The 18232-nt window shown below is 55.4% G+C and carries 12 protein-coding genes; 4 read left to right on the top strand and 8 right to left on the bottom strand.

Features of this window, described 5'->3' with window-relative positions; all coding sequences use genetic code 11:
• Nucleotides 1-41: 41 nt before the first annotated feature.
• Nucleotides 42-1232, bottom strand: a complete 1191-nt coding sequence (gene metK / locus C8R21_RS05110; RefSeq protein WP_219906610.1) for a methionine adenosyltransferase — start codon at nucleotides 1230-1232, stop codon at nucleotides 42-44.
• A complete protein-coding gene (locus C8R21_RS05105; protein WP_258192260.1) occupies nucleotides 1229-4330 on the bottom strand; it encodes a cation-translocating P-type ATPase in 3102 nt (1033 codons plus the stop codon). The genes metK and C8R21_RS05105 overlap by 4 nt, the downstream gene beginning before the upstream one ends.
• 436 nt (nucleotides 4331-4766) lie before the next feature.
• On the opposite strand from C8R21_RS05105, the gene C8R21_RS05100 reads away from it, so the two are divergent.
• Nucleotides 4767-6740, top strand: coding sequence for an FAD-dependent oxidoreductase (locus C8R21_RS05100; RefSeq protein WP_107761729.1), 1974 nt, complete (start codon nucleotides 4767-4769; stop codon nucleotides 6738-6740).
• Between the two features lie 3 nt (nucleotides 6741-6743).
• On the opposite strand, the gene C8R21_RS05095 is transcribed toward C8R21_RS05100, so the two are convergent.
• Nucleotides 6744-7829 (bottom strand): DNA topoisomerase IB, encoded by a 1086-nt coding sequence (locus C8R21_RS05095; RefSeq protein ID WP_107761728.1) that lies wholly within the window; start codon nucleotides 7827-7829, stop codon nucleotides 6744-6746.
• Nucleotides 7830-8612: 783 nt separating this feature from the next.
• Between C8R21_RS05095 and C8R21_RS15840 the strand changes: the two genes are divergently transcribed.
• Nucleotides 8613-8771 (top strand): hypothetical protein, encoded by a 159-nt coding sequence (locus C8R21_RS15840; protein ID WP_181258855.1) that lies wholly within the window; start codon nucleotides 8613-8615, stop codon nucleotides 8769-8771.
• Between the two features lie 44 nt (nucleotides 8772-8815).
• On the opposite strand, the gene C8R21_RS15605 is transcribed toward C8R21_RS15840, so the two are convergent.
• Complete coding sequence (locus C8R21_RS15605) at nucleotides 8816-9088, bottom strand: hypothetical protein (protein WP_146162443.1); 273 nt, start codon at nucleotides 9086-9088, stop codon at nucleotides 8816-8818.
• 606 nt (nucleotides 9089-9694) lie between these two features.
• On the opposite strand from C8R21_RS15605, the gene C8R21_RS05090 reads away from it, so the two are divergent.
• Complete coding sequence (locus C8R21_RS05090) at nucleotides 9695-10141, top strand: hypothetical protein (RefSeq protein WP_107761727.1); 447 nt, start codon at nucleotides 9695-9697, stop codon at nucleotides 10139-10141.
• A gap of 112 nt (nucleotides 10142-10253) precedes the next feature.
• Here the strand turns inward: C8R21_RS05090 and C8R21_RS05085 are convergent, their stop codons facing one another.
• Nucleotides 10254-10937, bottom strand: coding sequence for a thermonuclease family protein (locus C8R21_RS05085; RefSeq protein WP_107761726.1), 684 nt, complete (start codon nucleotides 10935-10937; stop codon nucleotides 10254-10256).
• The gene (locus C8R21_RS05080) at nucleotides 10937-11257 is read right to left on the bottom strand and encodes a helix-turn-helix domain-containing protein (protein WP_107761725.1); all 321 of its coding nucleotides are present in this window, start codon (nucleotides 11255-11257) and stop codon (nucleotides 10937-10939) included. Before C8R21_RS05080 ends, C8R21_RS05085 begins: the two co-directional genes overlap by 1 nt.
• Before the next feature lie 470 nt (nucleotides 11258-11727).
• Between C8R21_RS05080 and metH the strand changes: the two genes are divergently transcribed.
• Nucleotides 11728-15459: a methionine synthase gene (gene metH / locus C8R21_RS05075; RefSeq protein ID WP_107761752.1), complete on the top strand. Its 3732-nt coding sequence runs from the start codon at nucleotides 11728-11730 to the stop codon at nucleotides 15457-15459.
• A gap of 121 nt (nucleotides 15460-15580) precedes the next feature.
• Here the strand turns inward: metH and C8R21_RS05070 are convergent, their stop codons facing one another.
• Both C8R21_RS05070 and rpoZ read right to left on the bottom strand, forming a co-directional pair.
• Complete coding sequence (locus C8R21_RS05070; RefSeq protein WP_371265884.1) at nucleotides 15581-17743, bottom strand: RelA/SpoT family protein; 2163 nt, start codon at nucleotides 17741-17743, stop codon at nucleotides 15581-15583.
• A 119-nt stretch (nucleotides 17744-17862) separates the two neighbouring features.
• On the bottom strand, nucleotides 17863-18069 hold the full coding sequence (rpoZ, locus tag C8R21_RS05065; protein ID WP_074709157.1) for a DNA-directed RNA polymerase subunit omega: 207 nt from the start codon (nucleotides 18067-18069) through the stop codon (nucleotides 17863-17865).
• Nucleotides 18070-18232: the final 163 nt, after the last annotated feature.

Raw genomic sequence — 18232 nt, 5'->3', positions numbered from 1 at the left:
AACAGGTACTGCTCGCCGCGGCAGCCTACCGCGATATCGGGCTAACGCAGCAATGCAGCCTTGTCCGTGCTCTCCCACGGCAATCCGATATCCATCCGTCCCACCTGACCATAAACCGCGAGCCTGCGGTAAAAAACCCCGCGAAATAATTGAGGCTGGTAGCGTAAATTAAAAGCGCGAATGATTCCGGCCGGACGGAAATCAAACTGGTCAAGAATGCGGGCCGTTATTTCGGTATCTGGAATGCTCCCTGTACCGAAAGTATCCACCTGCACGCTTACCGGCCTCGATATTCCTATTGAATATGCCAGGTGTACCTCGCACGCCTGCGCAAGGCCCGCGGCGATCACGTTCTTGGCCGCGTAGCGCGCTGCGTAGGCGCCCACCCGGTCGATACGGGAGGGATCCTTACCGGAAAGCGCGGACTCCGAATGCCGGGAATATTCACCGTATGTATCCACCGCGTTCTTGCGACCCGTCAACCCGGAGTGTAGCGAGGGGCCTCCGTCGGCAACCAACCCCTCGGGATTGATGAAAATATGGGTGCGGGAGTCGGGCCGCAGCGTCTCCGCCGCGAAAACCGGCTCAATCACATGTGCGTTGAGATCATCCCGCAGCGGGCCGACGCCGCGCATGGCAGTCTTCTCCTGAGTGGCAACGATGGTGATGGAATGGATGCGATACGGTCTGCCTTCGCGATATTCCACCCCTACCTGCGTTTTTCCATCGGGCGCAAGATAGGGAATCTGCTTCTGGAAACGTGCGGCCGTGAGCCGACGCGCCAGTTTATGCGAAAGCGAGATGGGTAGCGGCATAAAGGCCGCGCTTTGATTGCAGGCAAAACCGAATACATTCGCCTGGTTTTTGGCAGTTACGGCCTCCAGTTCCTCCTCATCCATCTCCCTCTCATCAATATGCGGATGAGGGAGTGATGGTAATTCCGACAAGCTGGTCATGACCGTACAATCTCTTGCATTGAAATCCGCCTGCTCGTAGCCGATCTGGCGTATAACCTGGCGCGCGACCTCCGGGATGTCGATAGAAGCCGACGAAGCGAAGCGCGCTGCGATAAAAAGTATTCCTGTGGATACAGCGCACTCCGCGATTACCTTCGAAAAGGGGTCCTGTTGCAAAAAGCGGTCGACCAGCGCGTCGCTCACCTGATCGCAAAGTTTATCCGGATGCCCGTCAGTCACGGATTCGGAGGTGAACATGAAATTCTGTTTCATCATCCATACTCCTTCGACGGTGGTGGCAGAGATAACAGGTCTTGACCCCGCTTGCCTTTGAAGGTGGCGCCTTTGGTTGCTTCATTCAGGAAAAAGGGCAGCACAGAGCCCGCGCCTATCACCGCTACATCAAGCGGGCCTATCGGGGTGTTACCAAGCAGATTGCGGACGCCTGGCACCAGCACCGTGGCCCATTGGAGCAAGGCTGTTCCACCGATCGCCGTGTCGAGATAGCGATTGGAGCGGAGCGTCTCGTGGCTGAATATGCTGATATGGTCAGAACGGCAACTATATGCGTGAAGCAGTTGCCCCATTGTCAGGGTCATGAAGGCGACCGTGCTGGCCTTCGGCCCTCCGCCATAACGCGCCATTGCGTAGCCGTAGCTGGCCATTGAGCCTGCGCTCATTGTCAGAGATTCCAGACCGTAGCGCTTGAAGTCTGCTGGACCTACAATCGGTTCGCGAGGATCTCGCGGTGGCCGCTGCAGAACATCGGGCTCGGGGGGCTCAACAGCAAGCGCCAGTCCGGGGAAGATATCGGTTATCAGGTTGATCCACAGCAACTGGATGGTAGTGAGCGGGGTGCCCAGCCCTGTACCTATAGACCCCAGCATCAGCATGATCTCGGACAGGTTGGTTGCGGTAAGGAAATGAATCGATTTGCGAATATTGTTGTAAATCGTCCTGCCTTCCGAGACGGCCACAATCATGGTTCCGAGGTTATCGTCTTCCAGTATAACGTCGGCCACGTTGCGCGCCACCTCCGTGCCGGTGTCGCCCATAGCGACGCCAATATCCGCGGCCTTGAGGGCGGGCCCGTCATTGATGCCGTCGCCCGTCATCGCGGCGACCTTGCCGCTGCGCTGCAGTGCCTGCACGATTTGCAGTTTGTTGGCCGGGCTGACGCGGGAGAAGATGTTGACCTTCTGGGCTAGCCCAGCCAGGACCTCTGCATCGAGTTGATCAAGCCGGGTAGAATCAAGAATGTCGAGTTCGGTGCCGCTGGATAGCCCAAGTTCCTTCCCTATCGCATACGCAGTGCCGCTCTGATCACCGGTTATCATTACCGTGTCTATCCCGGCCTGGTGAAACAAGGCGATAAGTTCCTTCATCCCCTGTCGCAGGGGATCGGCCATTCCCGTCATCCCCAGCCAGATGAGTTCATCCGCTGAAGATTGATCGGTTTGCTTCGGTTCGGTGTAAGCAAATCCCAGCACACGCAGCGCTTCTGCGGCCATGCGGTCATTTTCCATGAGTATGGCTGTCCGCTCCGCCTCCGTGAGAGGCAGGCGTGCGCCGTCCTTCAACCACCATCGGCACATTTCCAGCACCTCGACCGGATTACCCTTGACGGCCACGAGCTTCCCGCCCCCTCGCACGCTATGGGTCGTGCTCATATAGTTCCGCGTTTCGGTGCGGTATTCCACTTGCTCTCTGGGATAGCACCGGCGAAGCGCATCAACTGAAACGCCTGCCGCCAGCGCAAGGTGCACCAGCGCGCCTTCTGTTGCGGAACCCTTGAGTACGTAGTTGCCTCTCTCACCGTTCAGTTCCACCTCGTTGCAAAGAACGGCTGCATGGATGAGCCGCAACAATTCATCGTTCTGATAGGGATCGGTTCTTACGCCCGCATCGTAAAACACATCCTTGTCCACTGTAATACGACGTCCTCCGCTGTGCAGGGCCAGGACGGACATACGGTTGAGAGTGAGCGTTCCGGTTTTGTCGAGGCAGATTACCTGTACTGCGCCCAAGGTTTCCACTGCATCGAGACGGCGCACCAACACTTTGTGACGGCTCATTGTCCGGATACCCAGCGCAAGGGTAGTGGTGGCGACGGTAGGCAGTCCCTCCGGGACTGCGGCTACGGCAAGGGAAATAGAGGATTTCAACATTTGCAGCCAGCCGTAACCCCGGACCAGCCCGATGAGAAACATTGCCCCACAGATACTCAGGGATAGCAACACCATCTGATTCCCAAGGATGGAGAGCTGGCGCTGCATGGGTGTCTCCGGAGGCCGGGTTTCACCTACCAGCGATTGAATAGTGCCGATCTCGGTATATCGTCCGGTCGAGACTACTACTGCCAGGCCGCTGCCACCCGTTACCACCGTACCCATGTATACCATGTTAAGTCGGTCCGCAAGGGAGACGTTCTGCTTGTCCAGCCGGTTCACCATTTTTGCCACCGGAAGGCTTTCTCCGGTAAGCATGGACTCGTCCACCATCAGATTGCGCGATTCGAGCACCCTGCTATCGGCAGCTACTCGAGTCCCCGGCGTAAGGACCAGGATGTCGCCCGGCACCAGAGACTCAGCAGCCACCTCCCGAAGCTGAGCATCGCGAATGACCACTGCATTCTGCTCGGCCACGTGTCCGAGCGCATTGATCGTTCGCTCCGATTGAGACTCGGCAACGTAGCCCGCACCCGCGTTGATCAAAACTACTCCGAGGATCACCGCCGCATCGACCAATCCTCCAGTTGCCGCGGAAAGGACGGCGGACACACCGAGTAAAGCCACAGGCAGGCTTTTAAACTGCCCCAGAAAAATACTCAGGCCGGAACGGGGTAGCGTCTCCGGTAGGCTATTGACACCGAAATGGCCAAGCTTCCGCTCCGCGGAAGCCTGGCTGAGGCCGAGCTCTTTAGAGGTTTCAAGCGAGGCCAGCACAATCTCGCTGGATAGCACATGCCAGTTTTCCCCCTTCTGGGGAAGAACTGAATTGAAATCAGAAGAAATGACGGGAGAAATAGGACGTCCGGAGGAACGCAAAGAACGGCCATCGTCTACCGAGTTCTCAGGAATGATTTCCTGCCCGGCATCCAGCAGCAGTTGCTCCAACCAGGTTTTTATTTCTTCAAGGTCGCGTGCCGGATCAAAAATGATCAGCACTCGGCCGGTGAGGACGTTGGCGGAGGCTTCCCTTATCGCAGCATGCTTGCGCAGCGCGGACTCGAGCTTGTGCCTGACCCGGTCGCATCGGTACAAGCCCTGGACTTCAAGTCTTGCGCGACCCTCCACGGCCACATGAACGAGGCGCACTAGTTCAAGAGGCTCAGCTTCAACCGCACCTGTCCCCAAGGAAGAAGGGCGTTGCATCTGGTCGAAAAGTCGAGACATCCTTGCAGAAGTTATGTAGTTACATGACGTTTCACTGCCACGGAATGTGCTGCACGGCGCTCAGGACAAACTATATAACCGCCGACCTGCTGCCCAGGGGATCGGTAGTATTTCCAAAAAACCAATTCCTCGCTCCAACATCTCGAACGATTGGAGACTTCTTCTTTTTAGGTTAAAACAACATTCTCAGCAAGCTGGACCGACTCTTTGATGAACTTCGCCGCCAATCAGCGCACCTTGTATTCTGAAGCAGCGGGATTACTGGCACTGATTTCTGTTTCCGTTCCGCGATCTTCTATCCTTATAATTCAAGATCAGGGACTGCGCCTGATGCACTCGATGCATTAGGTTTCGGTCGATCGGGTCTCATCAGCCCGCTTGAAGCATCGAGGTCACCGGGGTAAAGGGAGAAAAAATGCCGGGCAGCACATCTCATACGCAGCATACGCAGAAAGCGGAAATATATGATCTGGTAATTGTCGGCGGCGGTATTGCCGGGCTCTATTGCTGCCACGAGCTTATCAAGAAAGTCCGGGACGGCTCGCTCGATATCAGGAGCATTTTCCTTCTGGAAGCTTCCGACCGGTTTGGTGGGCGCATCGAAACGTGGTCCCTGCTGAGAAGCAGTGAGGAAAATGGAAAGAAGATCGGTTTTGAAGATACATGGGACCCGTGTAACTGGAACATCGATAATGGTTGCCTTGCTCCCCCTGACCCGCAAACGGGTAAACAGTCTCCATTCAGAGGTCCGACAGAAAAATCATTCAGGAATGTGGATGGCAACGATGTCGAAAAGCTGACCGATATCGAATACTTCCGGGCGGAATTCGGGCCCATGAGAATCGAGCCGCGGGACCAGATTTTATTGCAGGGATTGCTCGACGATCTTGGAATCAGGGAGCCTGGCCCCGGGGAGGAAGAAAGCCTGGATGACCTCGTGCCGTTCTCTTCGTACACCTCCGAAGATCCGATGGCGCCTCGATTCACGCTTCAGGAGGAGGAAGCGCAGCAGAAAACTCCTTTTGACCTGATGATACTCGCTCTCAGGCGCATCTTCGAGCTCGTCCACGGCCCGAAATTCGACGGCTCGGCTTCGAATCCCTGGTGTACGGATGCCGCCAATGAACAATGGAGAAAGCTGCACAGCGCGCAGTTCTTTTATCGCCATTACTGGAAGGGAGAGCTGCTCGAATGGATACAGTATCTTACCGATCCTGACTTCGTAACGATCCGGGAGCACGCGCGGTTCAGGGACCAGCCGTTATGGGACTTGGGATTCTGGAACGTCCTCAGCGATGTCTTGAGCCATTATGCGGTGGTCAAGATCAGGGATTGGGGGAGTTACTATCACTTTGTTCACGAAAATCTGAATGCCGCCGAGTGGATTATCTTCTGGCTCAGGGCAATTCGAAGCACGGGTTCGCTTCGGGGCATACGCGGAGGGATGAGCAGGATAATCTGGAACCTCCTGGAAGTCTTGCGGAAGCACCAGAGCAGTCACGAATCTCCTCGTCTGAAAATCGCGAAAGGCGCAAGGGTGGTGAGCGTAGAAAGACGGGATAATGCGCTGGTTGCCCTTACCGTGCAGAAACAGGATGAAGTCGAGCTTGTGTGCGCACGAAGAGTCATTTTTGCCCTGCCGAAGCGTCCGCTCGAGGAAATGTCATGGAATGGGGAGCGTCCGAAAGGCAATCTTCACGAAGCATTCAATGCGGTCGCTTGCCTTCCGCTGCTGAAATGTTTTTTTGTCATCGAGAAGCCCTGGTGGGAAGACAACCGGTCTCTCAACCGCTATGCATCCGACATACCAACCCGCGAGCTGCTGTATGTGAAAAGCAGGGACCGGACAAAAGGGTTGATCATGATTTATACCGACCGCCCGGCAATCACATTCTGGTCCGATTATCTCAGAAGCGAATCCGGCAATAATTCCAAAGGTCCCGAGCAACCGGAGGGGCCACAGGTCGACTATCAGGATGCCGCCAGGGTCTGGTTCCTGGAGAAAAAACCCTCTCCGATGTGCGGTTCGATTATCGAAATCAAGCCCGGATCGACTCGCCTGTGGCAGCGTTTCGTGCAGTTTGCCAGGGATTATGAGCACCATGACTTTACCACAGGCCGCCTTCTCGCCTGTGGTATGCGCGACTGGGGGAAGGAGCCTTTCGGTGCCGCGGCGCACGGGTGGCGTCCGGGTGTAAAGTCCCGGGAGCATATCGAGTTTCTCGAGGCATTTTCTCTCGAACAAGAGGAGCAGGAAGCCGGGCAAAACAACCTGCACGTTTGCGGAGAAGCGTTTTCTGACTACCAGGGATTTATTGAAGGCTCGCTGCGATCAGCGCAGCGCGTTCTGGCTGTGATAGAGGAACAGCAGAAGCTGGGAAAAAACTGAGTTTTATTCGGTCTTTTGTTTCCGCAGAAAAGACAGCACGGCAGACTCGAGCGGGTCATGCGCGGGATGTGCTGCTTCTTCCAGTTCTTGCACGCAGCGATGAAGATCGCCTTTCTGCCAGGCAGAAAACACCGCCGGATTGATGTAGGATTTCCGGCAGACGGCAGGGGTATTGCGCAGATCTTCCGCGACTTGCCGTATCGCCGCGACAATGCTGGCCTTGAGTGCGCGCTTGGTCGGAAATTCAGGCAACGGCGTATTGAGCATGATCTCGAACGCCCGCAAGGTTCCGCTCCATGTTCGGAAATCCTTCGCCGTAAACTCGGCTTCCATGACTTCGTGGAGGTAGGCGTTTACCTGCTCTGCTCCGACCGGCCGCCGCTGGCCGCTCTCATCCAGATACTGGAAAAGATGCTGGCCCCTCAGCTCCCGGCAAGTCCGGATAATGCTGACGATGCGCCTGTCACCGATCGTGACTTCGTGCTCGACCCCGCTCTTGCCCCGGAATTTCAATAATGCGCGTCTGGGGTTGATGAAGGCAAGATGTCGCTTGCGCAGGGTTGTAAGTCCGAAACTGTGGTTATCGCGCGCGTAAGACAGGTTACCGATGCGCACCTGCGTCGTATCAAGCAGTTTCACTATTGCAGCAACAACCTTTTTTTGCGGCAAGCCTCGTTTTTTCAGATCAAGGTGTACACGCTCGCGCAGTTGGGGCAGAGCTTCACCGAATTCCACCATCCGGTCAAATTTGATGCTGTCTCGTACCGCGCGCCAATCGGAATGGTAGCGGTACTGCTTGCGGCTGCGCGCATCCAGTCCCGTGGCCTGCAAGTGGCCCAGGGGATGAGGACAAATCCAGACGTCGGTATAAGCGGGAGGAATGGCGAGCCGGGCAATGCGCTCAAGCTCGTCCTTATCACTCAAGGGCTTTTCATCCGGACCGATATAACGAAATCCCTCGCCGGAGGCTAACCTTCTGATCCCGGGCTCATCGCCGGAGACATAGATCAGCCCCGCGGCCGCCGCTTGCGCCGCCAGAATTTCCATTGCCTGCGGTCGCAACTCCTCTTTATCCGGAAAGAAAGACATATGGTTACTCGCTATCGCAGACTGGTCGCGCTTCTATCGACAGCAATGATAGCTCTCCAGTTCCATCCTTTTAGGATGCTACCCCGGATTTTATGGGATTTTATGTCTTACCCCCTGCACTGAATCTCGTACTGCTTGCTGTGCGAGGGAGTGGAGGGCTCCCGCGAGGGCGCTTGCGTGCAGCCAATAATTTCTTCGCGCGCTCGACGATCCCCTCGCCGAGGCATAGTGACCCTCAGCAACGGCCGCCTTGATCATCTGCGCAGCTCAGCGGGCGTGATGGTCAGGCGTTCGAGCATTGGGTCTTAAGATCCGTGTACCGATCAAGGCACGCACTTCAAAGTTCTTCCTGCATTTCCCCCCTGAGGCGTGCTCCCGTATTTTCCTAAAGCTTGCCTGGGCAAGCCATAAAGCTATGCGTGCCACCGTACGGAACGAGTTGGGCATAAGTCTATTATTTCAATCCAGCAATTTCGCCGATTTGAGATGAAGGAGCAATCATGAAATATATCTTCCTTTTAAAAAACACTACCCGTTCCATCCTGCTTGCCGGCCTGATATCTGGAGTAGCTAGCTTGGCTTACGCCCAGACCAGTGGCACAGGAGGTGGCGGGGCCATGTCCGGTCAAGGCACAGGAGCTAGTGGGGTAATGTCCGGCCAAGGCACCGGGGCGGGAGCGGACTCATCAATGGGATCAGGTAGCTCGGGAATGTCGGGGTCTGGAAGTTCCGGAACGTCGGGGATACGCGGCTCGGGCGGAACAGCTGGGACAGGCGGGTCCGGTGGAACAGCTGGGATGGGCGGGTCTGGTGGAACATCGGGGGCGGGCAGCGTCGGTGGAACATCAGGAACAGGAGGCTCGGGAGGAGGGACAGGTGGCGGTGGAACATCAGGGTCTGGCGGCTCTGGAGGGGGGTCAGGCGGGTACTGAACTGCAGTAGGGGACTTGGTTGGGATGTGGGCCTCCGGGGCCACATCCCCATCCCTAGATAGTGGAGTCACGAGACGTTTGGATAGATGGGTCCTTCATGCGCTCGAAACTTCCTTCCAACCACAGCGTCATTAGTTGCTTGGAAATGTCACCCAGATCCCAGCGTGACGGATCCAGGCTGTCCTTATTTTCAAGCGAGGTACGATCTATCTTTGGATTATTTGGCGAGCGTGTCAATCGGGCTGTGACACTAGATTGATGCATTGCCGTTCGGGAAATCATTTCAAGCGTCCAAAGTGAACGCCATGCCTCGTCATCTCTGTCCATGCTATCCGCTCCTTTTAGCCGTTGCGCATCGTTCGTACGGCCAATTTAGAGCAAATAGCATTTTTCTTATGTGTGAAAAAATCCTGTTTTTTCCTGCCTTATCAGGGGAATGGTTATCTCCGTTGGACCTGCTTCATGTGGTTAAGCGCGTTGACTCGTCCTTAAAGAAAGTCTGCTCGTGAAGCGCAGATAAGAAGGCCTCTACCTTCGGGAAGGGGTTCTGAAGGGAAGTCATCGTGCTTTGGTCCTTTTCCAATTGTTATTCCCCCCGCGCGGATTAAATGATGGGTCGTATGCTTGCAACTGCGTAGCTCATGGACAAAATTCATCACAAACTGCAGTGACCCCTCTTGATTGGACTTATTACTTGAAGTTCACACTAGGGCTGGAGCTTAATTTAAGGAGATTATCCTAAAGATTCTGCCCAGGCCTGATCAAGTTAGGAAAAATATATTCTCTCCGGGGTGAGTTACCGAACAGATCGGGATAACTGTCGTTCTTAGAATAACTTCTGTAATCCAAGCCAGGCAATCGGCAAGACTGGCTCAGGAATGAAGTACTTGACGAAGACTGGGATCGTTAATCCATCATTTTCAGGAGAGATTTATGGAAGACATTATCACAGGAAGATTTGAAACAGGCGATGAGGCCAGGGCAGCAGCAGCGTCACTGGTTGATTCTGTAAATGAGAATGATATTTTCATTTTATTTGACAATCAGCCAGGTGCTCTCGATTCGGATCGTGATGCGGCTAGAACCAACGGCCAAGGTGGTGCAAAAGGGGCGGCAAAAGGGACGGCTACTGGCGCAGGCTCCCGAGGCATTGCGGCAGGTATTGCCAGCACGGTGGTTGAAGGACCGGCAGGCGCAGTAGCTGCCCTGGGCGGTTATACCGGCTCAGCCGCAGCAGGTAGCTTGCCGGGGGAAGACAAAGGTGCGAACAAAGTGCCACATGCGCAGGCTGGCCTGCTGCTTGCAGTACGTGTGGCGAATGCCAATAACAAACAACGGATAATTGATTGCCTGAGGCAACACGTGGGCCGAGGCCATTGAAATGGCCAAGGCAAGCGGGTGAGAATAGGAGTGGGGAGACTAAATACCGCCGCGTTCCGGATTGCTCAAAACGTCCGCGCATAGATTAATGTTCAGTCTCCCGATATTCGATTCAATTGGCCTCATCGGAACCGGGACGAGTTGCAAGACGCACAAGCTCCATGAATCCGGGCAGGGTGGAGACAGACTTGAGGGCATTCCGACAAATCCCGCAAATGACTGGGTCGATCTTGTACCGGAATCCAGGAAGCCTGATCTCGCATCCTTCGTCTGCGACTGCCGGTGCAGGCTTGTTATGCCTGAAATCCCACGGTGCGACAGGCGACGGATCACTCCACAGTCCAATGCCCTTGAGATCGGCTGCTTTTTGAGCCTCGGCATAAAGCCGCTTATCAGCCAGCCGCAGATCTTTGTCATACTGTGTGTAATGCCATGCCAGCCCCGCCTTGATCTGCTTAAGGTTGACGTCCTGTCCATTCAGCAGCACTTTTCCCAAAACACGCTGATAGCGGTCTTGCTTGTGCCACTCCACGGCAACTTCCTTGCCAAATACCAGATCAGCCAGGTTTTGCCGGGATACGGTGCCAAAGGGCTGCTTGCGTTCAGGCGCATCGATGCCTATGAGTCTTATCTTGTGCTGCCGGTTTGATTTATCGAGAACTGTCAGGGTATCGCCATCGGCGATCTTGACGACCCGACCGCTTAATATTTCAGCTTGAGCGAAACAGCTGCATAAGATATAGACAGCCAGACCAGTTGCTAACCGGCTCAGCTCAGCTATTCTGTCTCGTCGCATTATGCGGTCACCTTAATGGCAGCCCCATGCGGACGGCGTGCAGGGCGAACAACGGCCTCAACATGCTGGTCGAGCGACATCAACGCCTGCATCAAGCGTTCGAGCGAGATGTTCCGTAGTTTGTAGCGCCGAATCTGGGGCACTTTCGGTTGCGTCATGTCGGTGAGGCGAGCCGACTCAGTCTGACTTAAGCCCCGCTTGTCGATCAGTTCGTTCAGTTTGACCGCGAGGAGCGTCTTCGCAGGCAGCTCTTCCGCATCGTCAAAGCCTGGATCGGCCAGCACATTGTCGGTGCCTTGAGAATACTCTTTGTGTGTCATTAACCAGTATGAAGTAGTTTTGCCGGCTTACGATCATCCATACACAATGTAGAGATGAGTTAAATATGACAGCAATGGGTCATCTTGCACATCCGTTTTTTTGTCGCCATTTTTCAGCTGAAAATCTTCCTCCAGTCTGTTCCACTGTTGCTACAAAAATTCTTAGCAGATGGTATACCTCTCGCTAAAAAACATGATGTAGGACAGGGTCTCTTGATTAAGAGTTAGCCTTTCTAACATGAGAGAAAGGAGAAGTAAAATGAGCAGAGCAATTGTTATGCCAAAATTTTTTGGCTTACCCTTGCTGATTTTGGATATCCGAATCAATCTTGCCCCGCCTCATCCAGACAGAAACTGCCATTGACGCTATCAAGAGAAGCTTCTCAGCGGGTCGCTTGTGAGCCAACCGGAGGGAATCTGTGGATAAGGGCATGGTAGAATCCAGGCTCCACCTGAATCCTGGTATTGCCATGAACGAACACCCTCGAATCAAATTACTGGAAGACCTGCTGGCCCGCCGCATCCTGCTGCTCGACGGTGCGATGGGCACCATGATCCAGAGCCACAAGCTTGGCGAAAAGGACTATCGCGGGGAGCGCTTTGCCGATTTTCCGCATGATCTCCGAGGTAACAACGATCTCCTGACGCTCACTCAGCCGCAGGTGATCCGTTCCATTCATGAATCCTATCTGCAGGCGGGCGCAGACATCGTCGAAACCAACACTTTCAATTCCACCGCGGCCTCGATGAGCGACTACCACATGCAGGACTTGGTGTATGAGCTCAACTTTGTCGGGGCCAGGCTGGCAAAGGAAGCAGCCCAAGCGATGGAAGCAAAGACGCCCGAGAAGCCGCGCTTTGTCGCGGGCGTGCTGGGGCCGACCACCAAAACCGCTTCGATTTCTCCCGACGTGAACGACCCCGGCTTCCGCGGCATCACATTCGACCAGCTGGTGGAGGATTATTCCGAATCCATTCGCGGCCTGCTCGACGGCGGAGCTGATATTCTGCTGGTGGAAACCATATTCGATACCCTCAATGCGAAAGCGGCACTGTTTGCCATAGACCGGTATTTCGAAACGCATCAGGTGCGTGTTCCCATCATGATTTCGGCCACGATAACGGATGCTTCGGGACGCACGCTTTCCGGCCAGACGCCGGAAGCATTCTGGAACTCCGTATCTCATGCCCGTCCGTTGTCCGTAGGGCTCAACTGCGCCCTGGGGGCGGAGCTGATGCGCCCCTACGTCGAGGAGCTTTCCAGGGTCGCAGGCGTGTATGTGAGTGCTCACCCCAACGCGGGCTTGCCCAATCCGCTGGCGGAGACGGGCTATGACGAATCCCCGGAATATACTGCAGGGTTGATCAAGGGGTATGCGCAATCCGGTTTTGTGAATATCGTCGGCGGGTGCTGCGGCACCACGCCTGCCCATATCAAGGCGATCGCAGACGCCGTAGGGAGTATCCCGCCTCGGGCCGTGCCGGATGTTCCAAAGAAACTTCGTCTTTCCGGTCTTGAACCGCTCAACATCGGTGATGACTCCCTGTTTGTAAACGTCGGGGAGCGGACCAACGTCACCGGTTCGAAAGCCTTTGCCCGCCTGATACTCGGCAACAACTATGCGGAAGCACTTAGCGTCGGACGCAGCCAGGTCGAGAATGGGGCGCAGATCATCGACATCAACATGGACGAGGCGATGCTCGATTCGCAGAAGGCGATGGTTACTTTCCTGAATCTCGTCGCTGCGGAGCCGGATATCAGCCGTGTGCCGATCATGATCGATTCCAGCAAGTGGTCGGTCATTGAAGCCGGGCTGAAGTGCGTGCAAGGCAAGCCTATCATCAACTCCATCAGCCTCAAGGAAGGTGAAGCCGAATTCATCGAACATGCGAAACTCGCGCGGCGTTATGGCGCTGCGGTTATCGTGATGGCGTTCGACGAGACCGGGCAGGCGGACACCCTGGCGCGCAAGGTGGAGATTTGCGCGCGCTGCTACCGCATTCTCGTTGATCAGGTTGGTTTCCCCCCTGAGGACATCATCTTTGATCCGAATATCTTTGCAATCGCTACCGGGATAGAAGAACACAATAATTACGGCGTGGATTTTATCGAAGCGACCCGCGCCATCAAGGAAAAGCTGCCGTATGCGAAGGTGAGCGGCGGCGTTTCGAATGTTTCCTTCTCCTTCCGCGGTAATGAGCCCGTGCGGGAAGCGATCCACACTGCCTTCCTCTACCATGCCGTTCGTGCCGGGATGACGATGGGCATCGTGAACGCCGGGCAGCTCGGTGTTTATTCCGATATTCCCAAGGACCTGCTGGAACGGGTCGAGGATGTGCTGCTCAACCGTGCCCTCCCGGAAGATGGAGAGGCTACCCCCACCGAGCGCCTGGTGGAATTTGCCGAGAGCTTCAAGGGGCAAAGCAAGGAAAGCACCGAAGACCTTGCGTGGCGGAACGGTACGCTACAGGAGCGGCTGACGCATGCCCTGGTCAGGGGGATTACCACCTATATCGTGGAAGACACCGAGGCAGTCCGGCAGGAAATAGCCGCGCAGGGCGGACGTCCAATCCAGGTGATCGAGGGTCCCCTGATGAACGGCATGAGCGTCGTCGGTGATCTGTTCGGATCAGGCAAGATGTTCCTGCCCCAGGTGGTGAAATCTGCGCGCGTGATGAAACAGGCGGTAGCGCACCTGCTGCCGTTCATCGAGGCGGAAAAGAAGCTGCTGGGCGATTCCAAACCCAAGGGCAAGATCGTCATTGCCACCGTCAAGGGCGATGTGCATGACATTGGCAAAAATATCGTCACCGTGGTGCTTCAGTGCAACAATTATGAAGTGGTGAACATGGGGGTGATGGTCCCCAGTGCCAAGATTCTGGAGACTGCCAGACGCGAAAATGCCGACATGATCGGCTTGTCCGGCCTGATTACGCCCTCCCTGGAAGAAATGGCGCACGTAGCCAAGGAGATGGAGCGGGAAGGCTTTACCATCCCCTTGTTGATCGGCGGCGCGACGACTTCACGGGTACATACCGCTGTGAAGGTGGCGCCCAAATACAGCGGGGTTACGGTATGGGTGCCGGATGCAAGCCGCGCGGTCGGCGTGTGCAGTAATCTGCTGTCGGAGGATTTACGGACAGACTATATTCAAAAAATCCAGGTCGAGTACGAGAGAGTGCGGGCGCAGCATAAGAACAAGAAAGGACCGGCGCCGTTGCTGTCGATCGCGGACGCGCGGAAGAATGCGTTCAAGACCGATTGGGAAACATACACTCCACCTTCACCAGGGTTTACCGGTGTCAGATCCTTGCGAAATTATCCCCTGGAAAAAATCGTGCCCTTCATAGACTGGACACCGTTCTTCCAGGCATGGGAACTGTCGGGGCGTTTCCCCGCCATCCTGGAAGATGAAGTGGTTGGTGAGGCAGCCAGCAATCTCTACCGTGATGCGCAGATGATGCTGAAAAAGATCGTGGAGCAGAAGTGGCTTGCAGCAAATGCCGTATTCGGCCTGTTTTCCGCTAATACGGTCAACAGCGATGATATCGAAATCTATGCGGACAAAACCCGCCAGCGGGTAGCGATGACCTTCCACAACCTGCGCCAGCAAACCATGAAACCGGACGGCAAGCCCAACCTGTGCCTGGCCGATTTCATTGCTCCCAGGGAAAGCGGCATTGCCGACACCATTGGCGCATTCGCGGTGACCGCGGGAATGGGCATCGAGGCAAAGTTAAAGGTGTTCGAGGAGGCGCATGACGATTACAGCGCAATTATCCTGAAAGCGCTGGCGGATCGTCTGGCGGAAGCTTTTGCGGAGCACATGCACTGGCGGATACGGCGTGAATTCTGGGGCTTTGTCCAGGATGAAAACCTGAGCAATGAGCAACTGGTCGCGGAAGAATACCAGGGAATTCGCCCCGCGCCGGGCTACCCGGCCTGTCCGGATCATACCGAGAAGGGCCCCTTGTTTGAAATGCTGAACGCGCCTGAAAATGCAGGCATCATCGTGACTGAATCCTTTGCCATGGTACCCACGGCCGCAGTATCAGGCTTTTACTTTTCCCACCCGGAAGCCAGGTATTTCGCAGTCGGCAAGATCGGCAAGGATCAGGTGGAGGATTACGCCAGGCGCAAGGACTGGACACTGGAAGAAACGGAGACGTGGCTGGCGCCTGTCCTGGCGTATGAAAGATAGCTGAATGAAAGGTACTTGATCGGAAAGATTGCTCCCAGGCCTGCGACATACAGGAGATGCGAGCAGCTACGTGCGTCTGGCGAGAGAAGCGAGAGAAAGCGAGCTTGCTCTGCCGTTCCTGTCACTCCTTCACGCGGCTGATCTTTGCCACTTCGGGAATACGCCTCAGGCTGCGAATCACCTGTGCCAGATGATGGCGGTTGCGTACCTGTAAGACGAAATTCATGGTGGTATATGTGCCATCGCCCTCCATGGCGACATTATCGATATTGGAATCCGCATCAGCGATGGCCGCCGCCACCCTGGCTAGTGCTCCCCGCTGATTGGCCACCATCAGCTTGATACCCACTTCGAACTGCCGGTCGATATCCTTACCCCAAGCCACATCCAGCCAGTTGTCCGAACTGCCCTTGTTTTTGGTCACTGCCGGACAGTCATCGGCATGGATCACGAGTCCCTGATCTTTCTTGATAAACGCTATAACCGGGTCACCGGGAATGGGCCGGCAGCACCTGGCAAATTGGACGGCCATTCCCTCAGTGCCGAGTATCGTAATGATATCCGTAGTCCCGCTCGCGCCGAGAGCGGATTCGCCGGGTGAAGCCGCAAGCCGCCGTGCAATCACTCCCGGCAAATGCTTGCCCAAGCCCATGTCTGCCAGCAAATCGGTTCTGGATTTGGCGCCGCTTTCACGCGTCAGTTTTTCCCACTGCGCCTCGCTGATCGTCTGCGGATCGACCTTGAGCGTGGCGAATGCCTGATTCAACAGGCGCTCCCCGAGTTTCGCCGATTCGTCGTATTGCATGGTCTTGAGAAAACGCCGGATATGCGAGCGCGCCTTGCCGGTAACCACGTAATTCAGCCAGGCCGGATTAGGCTTGGCATGGGATGCGGTCACGATTTCCACCCGGTCCCCGCTTCTGAGCACGGTGCGCAACGGCGCATTCTCGCCGTTAATTCTCGCTGCCACGCAACAGTCGCCGATATCCGTATGCACCGCGTAGGCGAAATCCACTGCGGTCGACCCCTTGGGCAGCGCCAGTATCTCGCCCTGGGGCGTAAAGACATAGACCTCGCCCGGAAACAGGTCCACCTTGATATGCTCCAGAAATTCCAGCGAATCGGTGGAATCGCTCATGGTTTCGAGCAGGCTCTGCAACCACTGATGGGTTTTCATGTTCAAATCGTTCAGATCTGCGTCGGAACTCTTGTAGAGCCAGTGCGAAGCAACGCCCGCCTCCGCAATCCGGTGCATTTCCGGTGTCCGGATCTGGATTTCGATCGGCGTGCCGTAAGGTCCCCACAGAGTGCTGTGCAGCGACTGATAGCCGTTGGCCTTGGGGATGGCGATGTAGTCCTTGAATTTTCCGGGGATAGGGTTGTAGAGGCTGTGCAGTGCGCCCAGCGCGATGTAGCACGAAGGCACGTCCTTCACGATGACGCGAAAGCCATAGATGTCCAGGATTTCCGAAAACGAGAGATGTTTCTCCACCATCTTCTTGTAGATGCTGTAGAGCTGTTTCTCGCGTCCGGTTACTTCCGCATCCAACCCTGAGGTCTTCAGGCGCTGCTTCATGGTATCGAGGATTTTCGACACCATCTCGCGGCGGTTTCCGCGTGCCGCTTTGGTGGCGTTGGTCAGGACCCGATAGCGCCTGGGATACAGGTAACGGAAGCTTAATTCCTGTAATTCGTGGTAGATATTGTTGAGTCCCAGCCGGTTGGCAATAGGCGCGTAGATTTCCATGGTTTCACGCGCGATGCGCCGCTTTTTCTCAGGCCGCATGGCCTCCAGCGTGCGCATATTGTGCAGCCGATCGGCCAGTTTGATGAGTATGACGCGTACATCCCGCGCCATCGCCAGCAGCATTTTGCGGAAATTCTCCGCCTGCGCATCCGCGTGGCTCTGGAATTCGATCTTGTCCAGCTTGGAAACACCGTCCACCAGCTCCGCGACCGACTTGCCAAAGCGATCCCCGATCTCGGCTTTGGAAACGTGCGTATCTTCCATCACGTCGTGCAGCAGCGCTGCTGCCAGCGTCTGACTGTCGAGGCGCAGTTTGCCCAGAATGCTGGCTACTGCGAGGGGATGAGAGATATAAGGCTCGCCGGATTGGCGGAATTGGCCCGAGTGGGCACTCTGACTGAAGAGATAGGCGTTCTGAAGCTCAGATACATCCTCACGCGTGAGATAGCTGGAGAGTTCGTGAAAAAGGAAACTCGCCTCGGGCAAAGTAGCAGAAGAACTGGACAGACCTCGCGCCTGCATCGTCATTTCCTTCATTTCATCCCATCAACATACGTTTCGGAATAGCAGCGGTATCCTCACTTGATGATTGATTGTCAGTTTGCTTGTCACGCAATAAAACCTGTTTTTTACATCACCGGTAGCGCCCGAGCGCTCTAAAGGGTGCCAGTCGTGAGGATATCCGTTCCAACCAGGCCTTGTGAAATTTCCCGCAGCGCAATCACGGTCGGTTTATCCCGCGACGGTTCCACCATCGGGCTTCCGCCAACTGAAAGTTGTCGCGCCCGAATGGTTGCAACGAGGGTCATATCGAAGCGATTGGGAATTCTTTTCAGACAATCGTCAACAGTGATGCGCGCCATGATTTCCTTTACCAGGATATAAGGAAATTACAGTATAGAGTGTCTGGTTGTGGAAAGGCAACCCGGAGGACATTCCAAGCACTTCATTTTGCACGTCACTTTTGCGGCAAAGGCGCATGCCGTTGCTCCCAATGATGGTTCTATAAAACTCTGGGAGAGGATG

Source organism: Nitrosospira multiformis, assembly GCF_003050865.1.
GTDB lineage: Bacteria > Pseudomonadota > Gammaproteobacteria > Burkholderiales > Nitrosomonadaceae > Nitrosospira > Nitrosospira multiformis_E.
This window is presented reverse-complemented; position numbering and strand designations above follow the sequence as displayed.

Bases quoted from the DNA above. Each gene is read 5' to 3' on its own strand.
- metK (WP_219906610.1), bottom strand. From the start codon at position 1,232: ATGATGAAACAGAATTTCATGTTCACCTCCGAATCCGTGACTGACGGG.
- C8R21_RS05105 (WP_258192260.1), bottom strand. From the start codon at position 4,330: ATGCAACGCCCTTCTTCCTTGGGGACAGGTGCGGTTGAAGCTGAGCCT.
- C8R21_RS05100 (WP_107761729.1), top strand. From the start codon at position 4,767: ATGCCGGGCAGCACATCTCATACGCAGCATACGCAGAAAGCGGAAATA.
- C8R21_RS05095 (WP_107761728.1), bottom strand. From the start codon at position 7,829: ATGTCTTTCTTTCCGGATAAAGAGGAGTTGCGACCGCAGGCAATGGAA.
- C8R21_RS15605 (WP_146162443.1), bottom strand. From the start codon at position 9,088: ATGGACAGAGATGACGAGGCATGGCGTTCACTTTGGACGCTTGAAATG.
- C8R21_RS05090 (WP_107761727.1), top strand. From the start codon at position 9,695: ATGGAAGACATTATCACAGGAAGATTTGAAACAGGCGATGAGGCCAGG.
- C8R21_RS05085 (WP_107761726.1), bottom strand. From the start codon at position 10,937: ATGCGACGAGACAGAATAGCTGAGCTGAGCCGGTTAGCAACTGGTCTG.
- C8R21_RS05080 (WP_107761725.1), bottom strand. From the start codon at position 11,257: ATGACACACAAAGAGTATTCTCAAGGCACCGACAATGTGCTGGCCGAT.
- metH (WP_107761752.1), top strand. From the start codon at position 11,728: ATGAACGAACACCCTCGAATCAAATTACTGGAAGACCTGCTGGCCCGC.
- C8R21_RS05070 (WP_371265884.1), bottom strand. From the start codon at position 17,743: ATGAAGGAAATGACGATGCAGGCGCGAGGTCTGTCCAGTTCTTCTGCT.
- rpoZ (WP_074709157.1), bottom strand. From the start codon at position 18,069: ATGGCGCGCATCACTGTTGACGATTGTCTGAAAAGAATTCCCAATCGC.